This window comes from Lutimonas vermicola (assembly GCF_038433205.1).
Lineage (GTDB): Bacteria > Bacteroidota > Bacteroidia > Flavobacteriales > Flavobacteriaceae > Lutimonas > Lutimonas vermicola.
The window spans coordinates 44565-58298 of record NZ_JBCDNA010000003.1; the positions used below are offsets into that span (position 1 = coordinate 44565).

Annotated in this window: 10 protein-coding genes and 1 pseudogene; 5 read left to right on the forward strand and 6 right to left on the reverse strand. The window is 38.3% G+C overall.

What is annotated here, in order from left to right:
- Positions 1-19: 19 nt before the first annotated feature.
- The 4 genes and pseudogenes from feoB to AABB81_RS12160 all read right to left on the reverse strand — a co-directional run bounded on the left by feoB (position 20) and on the right by AABB81_RS12160 (position 4588).
- Positions 20-2207, reverse strand: a pseudogene (gene feoB, locus AABB81_RS12145) (ferrous iron transport protein B).
- A complete protein-coding gene (locus tag AABB81_RS12150; RefSeq protein ID WP_342160819.1) occupies positions 2204-3229 on the reverse strand; it encodes a metal-dependent transcriptional regulator in 1026 nt (341 codons plus the stop codon). The pseudogene feoB and the gene AABB81_RS12150 overlap by 4 nt, the downstream one beginning before the upstream one ends.
- A complete protein-coding gene (locus AABB81_RS12155) occupies positions 3229-3888 on the reverse strand; it encodes a metal-dependent transcriptional regulator (RefSeq protein WP_342160820.1) in 660 nt (219 codons plus the stop codon). The genes AABB81_RS12150 and AABB81_RS12155 overlap by 1 nt, the downstream gene beginning before the upstream one ends.
- Before the next feature lie 262 nt (positions 3889-4150).
- Positions 4151-4588, reverse strand: coding sequence for a TerB family tellurite resistance protein (locus tag AABB81_RS12160; RefSeq protein ID WP_342160821.1), 438 nt, complete (start codon positions 4586-4588; stop codon positions 4151-4153).
- A gap of 123 nt (positions 4589-4711) precedes the next feature.
- Between AABB81_RS12160 and mfd the strand changes: the two genes are divergently transcribed.
- The 4 genes from mfd (at position 4712) to AABB81_RS12180 (ending at position 10993) form a co-directional block, all read left to right on the forward strand.
- Complete coding sequence (mfd, locus tag AABB81_RS12165; protein WP_425287343.1) at positions 4712-8065, forward strand: transcription-repair coupling factor; 3354 nt, start codon at positions 4712-4714, stop codon at positions 8063-8065.
- Between the two features lie 166 nt (positions 8066-8231).
- On the forward strand, positions 8232-9566 hold the full coding sequence (locus AABB81_RS12170; RefSeq protein ID WP_342160822.1) for a PhoH family protein: 1335 nt from the start codon (positions 8232-8234) through the stop codon (positions 9564-9566).
- Positions 9567-9695: 129 nt separating this feature from the next.
- On the forward strand, positions 9696-10142 hold the full coding sequence (locus tag AABB81_RS12175) for a DUF4252 domain-containing protein (RefSeq protein WP_342160823.1): 447 nt from the start codon (positions 9696-9698) through the stop codon (positions 10140-10142).
- 65 nt (positions 10143-10207) lie between these two features.
- Positions 10208-10993: a CPBP family intramembrane glutamic endopeptidase gene (locus tag AABB81_RS12180; RefSeq protein WP_342160824.1), complete on the forward strand. Its 786-nt coding sequence runs from the start codon at positions 10208-10210 to the stop codon at positions 10991-10993.
- Between the two features lie 82 nt (positions 10994-11075).
- Here the strand turns inward: AABB81_RS12180 and AABB81_RS12185 are convergent, their stop codons facing one another.
- Positions 11076-11888 (reverse strand): SDR family oxidoreductase, encoded by an 813-nt coding sequence (locus tag AABB81_RS12185; protein ID WP_342160825.1) that lies wholly within the window; start codon positions 11886-11888, stop codon positions 11076-11078.
- A gap of 96 nt (positions 11889-11984) precedes the next feature.
- Here AABB81_RS12185 and AABB81_RS12190 point away from each other — a divergent pair, with 96 nt between their 5' ends.
- Entirely contained in the window at positions 11985-13331 is a 1347-nt protein-coding gene (locus AABB81_RS12190; RefSeq protein ID WP_342160826.1) for a thioredoxin-like domain-containing protein, read from the forward strand.
- 41 nt (positions 13332-13372) lie between these two features.
- Here the strand turns inward: AABB81_RS12190 and AABB81_RS12195 are convergent, their stop codons facing one another.
- Entirely contained in the window at positions 13373-13732 is a 360-nt protein-coding gene (locus AABB81_RS12195) for a YraN family protein (RefSeq protein WP_342160827.1), read from the reverse strand.
- Positions 13733-13734: the final 2 nt, after the last annotated feature.

The window sequence follows — 13734 nt, forward strand, 5'->3', positions numbered from 1 at the left end:
TTAAATTCGGCCTGATTCTTTACATGGAGAATATCCTCCAGATTTGCGCCACTAAAAAAGTGATTATAAAACCCATGATCACAGGAAGCACTGAGGCCACCACAGTCCATTTTGTGCTTTTGGTCTCTTTATAAATAGTATAGATGGTCGTACTGCATGGATTGTGAAGTAAACTGAACAGCATAAGGTTGACCGCTGTTAACAAGGTCCATCCTCCTGCCCTTAGAACCTCCCCTGTATCTGAAATAGAATCCAATTCAAACATGACTCCCGCACCTTCTCCCCCTGACATACCCGTGACCAAAACCGTTAACATCAACACCGTTGGAATAACGATCTCGTTGGCTGGGATAGCAACAATATAAGCCAAAAGTATCACTCCGTTTAGTCCCAGTAAAAATCCGAATCCATCCATGCTTTGAACCGACCATGCCGCCAAACTTACATCACCAATATGGATATTCGAGATCAACCAGATAACGGCCCCTGCTGGTGCGGCAAAAACAATTGCCCTCCATAGAACGATCATTGTCCTGTCAATCAGAGAGGTGTATATTGTTTTCCAAAATCTTGGAGGTCGGTAAGGTGGCAATTCCAGATTAAAAGTAGAAACTTCTCCCTTGAGAACTGTTCTGGACAGTCCCCAGGAAACCAAAAACATAAAGGCAATTCCCAATACAGCAATTCCGACTACCGCCAGTAACGAAGCTAAACTTGAAAAAGAACTTGGAACCAAAGCTCCAACAAAAATTGTTGCGATCAGGATCTGGGTCGGCCAGCGACCATTGCATAGTGAAAAATTATTGGTGATGATCGCGATCAGCCGCTCTCTGGGGCTATCAATAATTCGAGTGGCAACAACCCCCGCGGCATTACAACCAAATCCCATACTCATGGTAAGGGCTTGCTTCCCATGAGCTCCTGCTTTTCTAAAAAGGTTGTCCATGTTAAAGGCTACCCTGGGCAAATAACCAAAATCCTCCAATAAAGTAAATAAAGGGAAGAAAATAGCCATTGGAGGAAGCATCACCGCGATCACCCAGGCTACCGCCAGGTATACACCGTCTAACAAAAATCCATCAATCCACCAGGGTATCCCTAAAGTGGCAGATAAATTTTTAAGAAAGGGGTGAAAGTTGTCCAGGAGAATATTTGCGAGCATCGCAGAAGGGTAATTTGCTCCTATAATAGTGAGCCAAAGCACAAGGCCCAATAGCAACAACATGATGGGAAACCCCCAGGTTCTGCTCGTGACAATTTCATCAATCTTTCGATCGATCCTAAATCTGTTTTTTGCTGAAGTACTGATAACAGAGCTTTTTGCTATATCAGAAGCATCCGCATAAATTCCCTCGGCAAGTCGATCGTGAAAATCTTCACCAATCTTCCACCGTAGTTCATTGGTTAAGCTTAAAATTCTATGAGCAGTTCTTTTTTCCATATTAAATCAATTCTCCTGTTTTTAAAGCCTCTATAATCCGGTTATCACCCTCGAGCAACCTGAAGGCTATCCAACGACTGTTGGGAATATTTGGAAATTCTGATTCTATTTCTTTGCTCAATTCAGTCACTGCCTTTAGTATTTTTTCCGGAACATTCTTTATTTTTCTGGGCTTGCAAACTAGTTTTCCAGCAGCGATTTCATCAACTGTCTGAATAAGTTCAGGGATACCCCTTTGATATCTTGCGCTTGTTGCAACAACGGGAATTCCCAATTCACGAGACAAGGTTCTCGTATCAATTTCAATCCCGTTTCTTTCGGCTTCATCCATCAAATTAAGGCACAAAACAGCCTTATCTGTAATTTCCAGAATCTGCAATACAAGGTTTAGGTTTCGTTCAAGACGGCAAGCATCCGCCACGATAATTGTCACATCCGGCTTACCAAAAAGAATAAAATTTCGGGCCACTTCTTCATCCTGAGAAGTTGACAGGAGCGAGTAAGTACCCGGAAGGTCAACCAATTTGAACTTTTTATCGGCATAAGAAAATGCCCCCTCTGCCCTGGCAACGGTTTTTCCCGGCCAATTACCCGTGTGCTGACGTAATCCTGTCAAGGCATTAAACACGGTGCTTTTCCCCGTATTAGGATTCCCGGCAATAGCGACTACATAATCAAACTTACTCGTGTCGACACCAAGTTTCTTAAGCCCATCAGAATTATAATGAACACAAGAATCACATGCCTTATCTATTTTCTTCGTCATGACTCTAATTTAGTGATAAGAATTTTTGAAGCCTGATCCTTCCTCAATGCTATACTCGTACCTTTTACCGCATAGGCCACAGGATTTTTCATTGGACTGTTCAGGTCTATTTTTATTTCCGTCCCCTTTACAAACCCAAGATCCAGTAATCTCCTTCTGTTTTCTCCTCGGCTTTCCTTTGACATACCGACTATTTTTGCTAATTCACCTTCCTGCAAACTGGACAATCTGAAGGTGTCTTCATCTTCTACAACATCCTTTTTCAATTCGGCAACAGTAATATTGGCTGCAACGATAGGAGCCAGGATGAATTCTTCTCCCTCGGCATAAAAAACAATGCGTTCATTGCTTTTTTCCTCTACTCTGATGATGGAGCCTATATGAATATTTTCGGCAAGAATTTGTTTGTAAATAACGTCTGGTTCATCTTCTATATGGACAATTCTTCCGATGCTGTTAACCGACAAGGATGATAAGGGTTCTCCTTCAATTTCCTTTAGCATTCCGTGGGTGTTGGGAATTGGATCTCCATGAGGATCATACATCGGGTTTCCCAATTCATCAGCCAAAATATCTGTTTCTTCCAAACTCAAAATATGCTCCATTTCTTCAGCTCTGTCATGCCATTCAGATTTGTCAAATCCAGTTTTTTCTGCAAGGTATTTTTCCCATAACCTGTGTACCCTAATTATTTTTAAGGCGTATTGCCTGCCTTCTTTTGTCAATTGAAGCAAATCACCTTGAACCTTAACCAACTCATTGACCGACATCTTATGGATGGCTTGTATCACATGGCTATCTTTTGTTTTAAGGGAATTGGTAAGCGCACTGATGTCTATCTCAGCACCGTAACTCTCCAAACGGTACAGCTGCTTCAGGATATCTTCCATAACTGTCTTTTCGTTTGATTGCCAATTGTTCTTCAAGACCCAAAACCAACCTTTTACAGGCCGGAAAAAAGCATAGATCAGCAAGGAGGATCCTATAAAAATTAAAAGTGCAATTTGTGGATTATAGGTCATTATTTGACATTTTTTAAACAAAGGTTGTCAGCAACATTGCTCGTAATTACCAACCTGTGTGTTTTTGTTTCAATATGATAGGAATTATCAAAAGGTTCAATATCGATGACTTTGATTTTATCTCCCAAAGCAAGATTCTTCTTGTTCAGGTATTTCAGAAACGTAGCGGATGAATCCTTTACGCCAACTAAGGTCCCGGCAGAACCAATCTTCATATCTGAAATGCTCATAGTTTTACTCAAAATGATCCTGCCGTGTGCATCCGGGATGGGATCTCCATGAGGATCGAGTTTAGGATACCTTAAAAAGGCATCGAGTTTGTTGATAAGGAGCTCTGATTTTACATGTTCCAGTTGTTCTGCTATTTCATGAACTTCATCCCAGTTGAATTGAAGCTTTTGAACCAAAAAAGACTCCCACAGCCTGTGCTTCCTAATGACCTTTAATGCGCTCAACCTACCTAATTCAGTAAGGTAAACACCCTGGTATTTCTTGTATATCACAAGGTCCTTATTTGCTAGTTTCTTTAGCATATCGGTTACTGAAGAAGCTTTGGTCTTAATTTTACTCGCGATCAGATTCGTGCTTACTTCATTTGAAAAATCCTTTTCAAGCGCATAGATCGTCTTTAAATAATTCTCCTCTGCCTGTGAATACATGCTATTTTTTTTGCAAATATAAATATAATTTTAGATTTGTCTAAATATTTGTGATTATTTGACCTTATGCTTATAAAAAAAACAATGTGACTGCATATTTTTAAAAAGAAGCGGAAAATATACCTGTCTGGATTTCTAACGAAAATATGGAAGGAAAGAGGATGGCTACTATACACTTTTAGAACATACCCTAATGATATTTATTGGCCGCATTAAAATCACAATAAGCATGATCACAACCGGCTGGTACATGAAAAAACATCTATTTATGACGTAAGATCTTCAATATGGCTTTTGTAAAAGATTCTACATCAGTTGAATCGGTATCAATGGTAATGGCTTCATCAACAATTCGATCTACCTCATGAAGAGGGAAAGCCAAGCCCGTTGCAATTTTTCTCAACATAGAGACCTCCTCAGTTTGGATATGGTGATCTGCCCTGATCATAATTAACAGATCATACAATCTTTCAATTCTTTCAATACAGTTGATATGAGCAATTGTGGGAATACTTTCGGGAGACTTTAAAATCTCCTTAAAATTTTCTTCTGAAATATTATACTTATTTGATATCCTCGTTAGAAATGCTATCTCTTCAGGTGAGATTTCATTGTCTGACATTGCAATGCGAACAATATTTGCAAAGTGACTGATGTTCCTACGTTGACCAATGCCCAAATAAATATCAGAAATACCCATAAAACAGCTATTAATGGTGATGTTTAAAGATACGAAATATCGACTAAAATATTGCAGGTTTTCATTGAAAATTCATTGAATTATCTGATCCATTACACTTATCTTTGCCCAAAACACATTATCTTGAGTAAGCAGGTTATTGCTGATCTTTATAAAAAGTTTGACAAGGTCAAAGACATTGTCAAGGCCGTCAAAGGTGGTGATAAACAAATTGAAATTACCAATTTGGCAGGATCATCATTGTCCATGGTGATCTCATCGGTGTATCAGGAGATCCAGAAACCCTTGTTAATGATCTGCAATGACAAGGAAGAGGCGGCTTATTATTTAAATGACCTCGAACAACTTTTGGACGCCGAAAAAGGAAATAAAAAAGATGATGTACTGTTTTACCCGGGTTCGTACAGAAGGCCTTATCAAATTGAAGATACAGACAATGCCAATATTCTTCTGAGGGCCGAAGTTCTGAACAGAATCAATTCTCAGAAAAAACCTGCGCTTATTGTAACCTATACTGATGCCCTTTTCGAGCAGGTGATTACTAAAAGTGAATTAAAAAGAAATACCTTAAAACTGGCAGTAGGTGATTCACTTTCCCTCGATTTTATCCATGACCTCTTACATGAATTCAAATTCAACAGGGTTGACTTTGTGATTGACCCGGGCGATTTTGCTATAAGAGGCGGTATCATCGACGTTTATTCCTTTTCGAACGACCAACCTTACCGAATTGAATTCTTTGGTGATGAAATTGACAGCATCAGAACCTTTGATTTAGAAACACAGCTCTCAGTAGACCGATTGACCAAGATCGATATCATGCCCAATGTAGAAAACAAATTTCTCGAAGAAAAGAGGCAAAGTTTTCTTAAATATATCTCCTCCAAGACTGTGGTTTTTATAAAAAATTCCGAATTGAACAACGACCGTCTCGATAAGTTGTTTGCCAAGGCAAAAGAAGCTTTTAAAAATCTTAAAGGAGAGATCAAACACAGCGATCCTGAAGATCTTTTCTGCACAGGTGCTTTGATAAAGGAACAATTACTCTATTTCTCAACGGTATTTATTGAAAACGGACCACGCTCCGACTCGTTAAGAAGCATCAACTTCAACACCCTTTCGCAACCTGCATTCAACAAACAATTCGATCTGCTGATTGAAACGCTAAATGAAAATTCTGCTGCGGGAATTACCAATTACCTCTTTTGCGATAATCAAAATCAAGCCAAGAGGTTTCATGACATCTTTGATGACCTTGATAAGGAGGTCGAATATGAGACCATCACAAACCCCTTGTATCAGGGATTTACTGATCGTGACCTGAAGATAGCCTGTTATACTGACCACCAGATCTTTGAGCGTTATCATAAATTCAGGTTAAAAAGCGGGTTTGCCAAAAAGCAATCTATCCAGTTAAAGGAATTAACGAATCTCGAAATTGGAGACTATGTAACCCATATCGATCACGGAATTGGAAGGTTCGGAGGTTTGCACAAAATTGATGTGGAAGGTAAAAAGCAGGAAGCCATAAAACTGGTATATGGCGAAAGAGATGTGCTTTACATCAGTATTCATGCCCTGCATAAAATAACCAAATATAACGGCAAGGAAGGAAAAGCTCCAAAAATTCATAAACTGGGGTCCAATGTTTGGAAGAACCTTAAACAAAAAACCAAGGCAAGAGTTAAGCATATTGCCTATAACCTAATCGAATTATACGCAAAAAGAAAGTTACAAAAAGGATATGCTTTTCGAAAAGACAGCTATTTACAACATGAACTGGAGGCTAGCTTTATCTATGAGGATACACCCGATCAACTGAGTTCCACAGAAGCTGTAAAAGCAGATATGGAAAAAGATCAGCCTATGGACAGGTTGATTTGCGGAGATGTTGGATTTGGAAAAACAGAGATTGCAATCAGGGCAGCCTTTAAGGCAGTTGACAATGGAAAACAAGTCGCCATTCTTGTGCCTACAACAATTTTGGCCTTTCAGCATGCTAAGACTTTTAGGGAAAGATTAAAGGATTTCCCCCTGAGGATAGATTATTTAAACCGGTTCAGAACAACCAAACAACGCAAGGATGTTTTAGAGGGGTTGAGCGATGGATCCATAGACATAGTCATTGGCACACACCAGTTGGTGAGCAAAAGTGTAAAATTCAAAGATCTTGGTTTGCTTATCATTGACGAAGAACAGAAATTTGGTGTGGCAGTAAAAGACAAGTTAAAAACCATAAAGGAAAATATCGATACCCTAACGCTTACCGCAACCCCTATCCCCAGAACCTTACAATTCTCGCTTATGGCGGCCAGGGATCTTTCAGTGATCAAAACCCCTCCTCCAAACAGACACCCAATAGAGACGCAAGTGATTCGATTTAATGAGGAGGTGATTCGGGATGCGATTCGCTATGAAATCCTAAGAGGGGGTCAGATATTCTTTATCCATAACCGAATTGAAAATATCAAGGAAGTTGCAGGCCTTATACAACGTTTGGTTCCGGATGCCAAGGTGGGTATTGGCCATGGCCAGATGGAAGGCAAAAAATTAGAACAACTCATGCTTCAGTTCATCAATGGTGATTTTGATATCCTTGTAAGCACCACGATTGTTGAAAGCGGGCTCGATGTGCCAAATGCAAACACCATCTTTATTAATAACGCCAATAATTTTGGATTAAGTGATCTTCATCAAATGAGGGGCCGGGTGGGACGGTCAAACAAAAAAGCCTTTTGCTATTTGATCACTCCTCCTTATCATATGATGACCGATGATGCCCGAAAAAGAATCCAGGCACTTGAGTTGCATTCAGAATTGGGAAGCGGTTTCTATATTGCGATGAAAGATCTTGAAATTCGCGGTGCAGGAGATTTACTGGGTGCCGAACAAAGTGGCTTTATCAATGATATAGGATTCGAGACTTATCAAAAAATTCTTAATGAGGCCATACAGGAACTTAAGGAAAACGAATTCAAAGAACTCTACCATCAGGATGAGGACCAAATAAAAGAATATGTCAAGGAAGTTCAGATTGACACCGATTTTGAGATTCTGTTCCCTGATGATTATATCAGCAGTATTTCTGAAAGGCTCAGCCTCTATAAAGAACTAAGTGATCTTGAGACTGAAGAAGAGATAGAAAATTTTGAAAAGAAATTGGTAGACCGCTTTGGAGAACTTCCTGTTGAAGCTGTTGATCTTCTTAATTCGGTAAGACTAAAATGGGCAGCCCGCAGCCTGGGCCTTGAGAGGGTGATTTTAAAACAGAAGAGAATGGTAGGCTATTTTCTATCAGACCAACAAAGCGATTTTTACCAGAGTGAGTTTTTTACCAGGGTGCTTTCCTATGTCCAGCAGCATCCTAAGACTTGTGTGATGAAAGAGAAACAAACTAAAAAAGGACTTCGGCTGTTGATTACTTTTATCAGGATTGACACTATCGAAAAGGCCTTAGAGACACTTCTCGACATTTAGTTAATTTCTTGTTGATAAGTCGAGTCATATTTTAAAGATTGACACTTTGTCCAATCCTATTTTTTTGTACTTTTTTAAAAAAATTAGAAGCAGCCCATTGCAAAGCTGCCTATGAAAAATTAACCATTTGCAGGAAAATTGATATGGTCTCGCCTAAAAAAGACATATGAAAAAAAACATTACAAAGAAAATTTACGTCTTAGACACTTCTGTTTTATTATTTGATCACAATTCTATCACAAGTTTTGAAGAGAATGATGTCGCCATTCCGATAACCGTTCTTGAAGAGTTGGACCAATTCAAAATCGGTAACGAAACCAAGAATTTTGAAGCCAGGGAAGTGATCCGTTTTTTAGATAAGCTTTCGGGAAGCAAAGGTCTGAATACCTGGATTGGACTCGGTGAGGACAAAGGTAAGATCAAAGTCATCATGGATCAACTTACTTTGAACAAAATGGATGCAGAGGAAATTTATGGAAATACTAAAAACGACCACAAGATTATTAATGCTGCAATCTCCCTGCAAAATGAGGAAAAAGAGCATACAATCATTCTCGTTACCAAGGACATCAATTTAAGGATAAAAGCCAAGGCCATCGGTATGGTTTCTGAAGATTATGAAACGGGAAAAGTAAAAAATATCAAAAAGTTTTCTGAAGGGCTTCCCGTTATCGACAATATAGATGCAGACATCATTCAAAATATCTATCAGAAAAATCAGATAAAGGAAAAAGGTATATTGGGTAAGGAAAAAATAACCAACGGTTATTATATCCTCAATAATTGTACAAATTCTGTTCTTGCAAGATACAACGGGATTACCGACGCTATTGAAAAAGTTGATAAAAAATATGTGTTTGGAATCAAACCACGGAATGCTGAACAGACCTTCGGGCTTAATGCCTTGTTAAATGATGAAATTAAGCTTGTGGCTCTTGAAGGTGTTGCCGGAACAGGTAAAACCTTGCTTGCCCTGGCCTCTGCCCTTGAGCAAAAGAACAAATATGATCAAATCATTCTTGCCAGGCCAATCATTCCGCTGAGCAACAGGGAGATTGGTTTTCTGCCTGGAGATGCCGAAGACAAGATCTCTCCTTATATGCAGCCCTTGTGGGACAACCTTACGTTTATAAAGAATCAATTTAAGGCCAATGAGAAAAAGAGTCGGGTGCTGGAACAATTGCAGGAATCAGGCCTTCTAACCATAACCGCACTTGCTTTTATCAGGGGGCGCAGTTTAACCAATGCGATCTTTATCATCGATGAAGCACAGAATCTAACACCGCATGAAGTTAAAACCATCATTACACGAGCCGGAGAAGGTACAAAAGTAATCTTTACTGGAGACATAAATCAAATAGATACCCCTTACATGGATGAACACAGTAACGGGCTTACTTATTTGATCGACAGGTTAAAAGGAAAAGCACTCTTTGCCCATGTAAAACTGGAAAAAGGGGAACGATCTGAATTAGCCAATTTAGCGAATGAAATGCTTTAACAATTTTTCCAACGGGAATACCCAGGGTTTCACTAAAGTGAAACCCTGAGGAAACCCCGATTCTAATTAATCTCAGAAATTTTTTGTTACAATTCAAGCTTTGATTCGTCATAAGGTAAATCAATTCTTATGAAAAAAATCATTTTAGTAGTTGCCGTGTTTTTTGTCACGTCCTGCGCCACCAATACTTCGTTTAATACTTTTTATCAAAACAACCAGGAGGATTCTGAATTTTCCTTTGGACTGAGCAGTTCCCTGATCGCCAATTTTTTGCCTGACGAGGACGTGGAAGACATAAAACCTTTACTAAAAAAAGCCAAGCATATCAGGATACTTGTGTTCTCACAAAATGCTGAAGAAAAAAATAAAAAATTCAATAAATTCATCAACAGGTCTCAATTTGAAAAGGTAGTCAAGTTGAAAGATGACGATGATAAATTGGCTTTTTTTACACTTGAAAAGAAGGATAGGATCAAAGAAATTGTTTTGGAGATCTCTTCAGGAAGTGAATTGGTTTTAATAGGGTTAAAGACAAATCTCACTCAGGAAGATTTGGATACATTACTTAAATCTTAGGGCATAATCAATTCAATCCGTAAAACACGTGATTGTGTTGATCAGAATAAAAGCATATACATAGTATGGGTATCATAGAAAAAAGAGAGATTATATTGTTTTCCATAATTGTTATGGGCTTGAGTTCGCTCATATGCTTTATCTCTTACAAATTTGACAACTCGAATTTAGCTATATTCACTGTTTTTACACCATCATTGCTGGCCCTTTTATTTACAGCATTTACAAAAGGGAGAAAAGGGATTCACGACTTATTCATAAAACAAACCATCAAAAGAACAAGCATAAAATGGCTGCTTCTTTCTTTATTGGGAATCCCGCTTATTGCGTCTTTTGCAGTGCTCACCAATCTGAATTTTGATGTTTCGGCATTTAGTTTAAGAACTACTCAGTTAGTACCACAGGTTATAATCATCATACTAATAGCGCTGGGCGAAGAATATGGCTGGAGAGGATTTTTACTTCCTAAATTGATGAATAAATTCAACCTGTTATATTCGAGTATCATACTTGGGTTAATTTGGGCTTGCTGGCATTTCCCGGCATATCTTATTGGTTCAGGGGTTCCTTTACAAATGAACTTCATGGTCTTTTTACTTTGGGTCTTGTTAGCAACGCTTTTTATCAGTTGGATTTATTACTATACAAGAAGTGTCCTTACCTCTATTCTAGTTCATATAGGTGCGAACGCTGCATTTAATTATCTCTTTATTTTACCTGAGTTCACGGGTAGCATGAACACCTTTTGGTTATTGATACTCTATATGTCTGTTGTGGTATTGGCTGTTTATTACGTCAAGCGTAAAAACTTAATAAAAGATAAAAACATAATCTCTAAAAATAGGGCTTAGGTGCCAACAAGAAAGTATAAAAAATAAACTGAGAAACCAGCACATCACAATCCTTATTATTCACCTATAAGACCGGTAAGAATCAGGTCACTTTTACCTTTGTCAGCATTTTTGAAAGCAGCAGGGGGAAATATCTTTTAACATAAATGGCAAAGACTTCAAGCGCGCCACCTATAACCACTTCCTGTCTTTTTTTATAAATGGATCTAATCGCTTTTTTTGCAAAAAGATCCGGGTTCAAACCCTTGGCCGTGGCCTCATCCATTGTTCCTTGTTCTTTGCCATCTGCAGTTAGGGCATTGATTGAAACATTTGTTTTGACAAAACCCGGGCAAATCAAAGTAATATCAATATTATCCTTAAACAATTCAGCTCTTATACTGTCAAAAAAACCATGTAAGGCATGCTTGGATGCCGAATAAGAAGACCGCCAGGGCGTACCTATTTTTCCCACAACACTTGTAATAGTCACGATATGACCTTGTTTCTTATCAATAAAAAAGGGAAGCAGCGCTTTGGTTAAAGCAATCGTTCCAAAATAATTGATATCAAAAATTTTCCTGTCGACTTCCAGCAGGGTCTTTGAAGCCAGCGACCTCTGACTGATCCCTGCATTATTAATCAAAATATCTATAGCGCCAAAAAAGCTCATGGCCTTCACTACCAATTGCTTCATATCACCGGCCTTTAAAAGGTCCATTTCCAAAACAAATACTTTGTCTGGATGATCACATGATGATTTTACAAGTTGCAAGGCAGTTGAGTCTCTTGATGAAAGAATCAAATTGGCTCCTAACCTTGAAAACCTAAGGGCCATAGCCTTTCCAATTCCGGAAGAGGCACCTGTTATCCATATGGTTTTATCATTAAAATTCACAAAACTAGCTTTGCTCAAATATACTTAATTGACGCTAATATAAACCGTGATTTTCCCGTTGGAACTAATCAAATCCAATTTTCAGATAAATTGTACCTTTGCCAAAAATTTTTTATGAAGAAGATCTTCTATATCGTCATTTTTATAACTTGTTTTTCACTTCAAGCACAATTTTCCATAAAGGGAACGATTGATCCTGATCATGACTATTCATGGATTCTGTTGTATAAAATGCAGAATGGAGATCAGACATATATCGATAATGCCGACGTAGTTGAAGGACAGTTTGAATTTGAGATCAATGATAGCGAACCCTCAGGAATATACAGGGCCTATTATCAAATTGAAAATAGTTTGTACGTAGAGTTTATTTACAATAAGGAGGAGGTCGAATTTTCTTTTGATCCGAACAATCCTGATATTTCCCTTTCTTTTTCTCAGTCAAAAGAAAACAATGTTTATCAAAACTATTACAAGGAGATCCGATCAAAACAGCAAAAGATTGACTCCATCCAGGTATTGTATTTTAAATCCTCTGAAGAGAACCGGTATTTGGAATTAGAAAAACAATACAAGGAATTTTTGGGAGAATTAAATGAAGTTCAAGCGAGGTATGAAAAAGAATCGATGGGAATGCTCGCCAACCATTTTATAAGTGCCAGTGCCCAATACAATGCCGAAAGCCCTCAGAAAGACCCTAATAGGTATATGGACGCTATTAAAGAGCATTTTTTCGATAATATGGACCTGTCAGATGAAGAACTGAGCCATTCAACTTTTGTCAGTGACAGGCTGCACGATTATGTCTTTTATTTAAACCAGGCAGAGGATCAAAATTCTGAGAATGAACTTCAAAAAGATGCCATTGAAAAAGCATTGCAATGGATCGGTGATGATATGGAATTGCTGGGCAGTTTTGAAAGTGATCTGCTGGAAGTATTTCTTTTAAATGAAAATGTTGAAATGATCAACTTTGTCAATGAAAATCATTACAAAAAATTACCTGCCACATATCAAAGTGGTGAGCTCAATAAAAGAGTAATCGCCACCCTTAAAACAGCTATTGGCATTACTGCGCCTGATTTCAGCTGGAGCGAGAATGGTATAACCAATTCGCTGCACGCTCTAAGGGGTACGGATTACTATATTCTTTTATTCTTTAGTTCAAATTGCCCTCATTGCCAGATGGAAATTCCTGAATTTTATAAATTTATCATAGGCATTGAGAATATAAAAGTTGTTGCTGTCGGCCTTGAAGATGAAAAGGGAAGTTGGGAAGCCATGACCGGGAATTATAATGAATTTATCAATATTCTTGATCTTGACAAATGGTCGAGCCAAAAAGTAAAAGATTATGGTGTTACGGCAATTCCTACTTATTTTGTTTTGGATATAGATAAAAAGATTCTCGCTAAACCCCTTGATTTTGAGGAATTAAAATCAATGTTCGAAACAAGATAGAATAAGTCTGGCGTTTCAAGTTTATTCGTCTAAAGAGAAAGTCAGAAATGATAGAATGCATCTTCCAAATGAATGATGCTGGTATCCAGGTCTTTTTTCACAATACCTATGACATCAAATCGCACTTCCACATCCAGATCTTCGGTTTGCACATAATGGTCTATGGCCTTTGTTAGCAATTTTATCTTGTGATCCCGAACAAAATCCTGAGGTTCACCAAAGAAATTACTGGATCTGGTCTTCACCTCCACAACTGCCAGAATATCATCCTTTTGCGCAATAATATCCACTTCAGCCTTTTGAAACCGCCAGTTTTTTTCTCTTATCGAAAAACCTTTTTTAACAAGGTAATCCAGGGCCAATTGCTCCCCCAGTATACCCAATTCATTATGAGAAGCCATAT

Coding starts and splice junctions, on each gene's coding strand:
- AABB81_RS12150 (WP_342160819.1), bottom strand. CDS start 3,229: ATGACCTATAATCCACAAATTGCACTTTTAATTTTTATAGGATCCTCC.
- AABB81_RS12155 (WP_342160820.1), bottom strand. CDS start 3,888: ATGTATTCACAGGCAGAGGAGAATTATTTAAAGACGATCTATGCGCTT.
- AABB81_RS12160 (WP_342160821.1), bottom strand. CDS start 4,588: ATGGGTATTTCTGATATTTATTTGGGCATTGGTCAACGTAGGAACATC.
- AABB81_RS12170 (WP_342160822.1), top strand. CDS start 8,232: ATGAAAAAAAACATTACAAAGAAAATTTACGTCTTAGACACTTCTGTT.
- AABB81_RS12175 (WP_342160823.1), top strand. CDS start 9,696: ATGAAAAAAATCATTTTAGTAGTTGCCGTGTTTTTTGTCACGTCCTGC.
- AABB81_RS12180 (WP_342160824.1), top strand. CDS start 10,208: ATGGGTATCATAGAAAAAAGAGAGATTATATTGTTTTCCATAATTGTT.
- AABB81_RS12190 (WP_342160826.1), top strand. CDS start 11,985: ATGAAGAAGATCTTCTATATCGTCATTTTTATAACTTGTTTTTCACTT.
- AABB81_RS12195 (WP_342160827.1), bottom strand. CDS start 13,732: ATGGCTTCTCATAATGAATTGGGTATACTGGGGGAGCAATTGGCCCTG.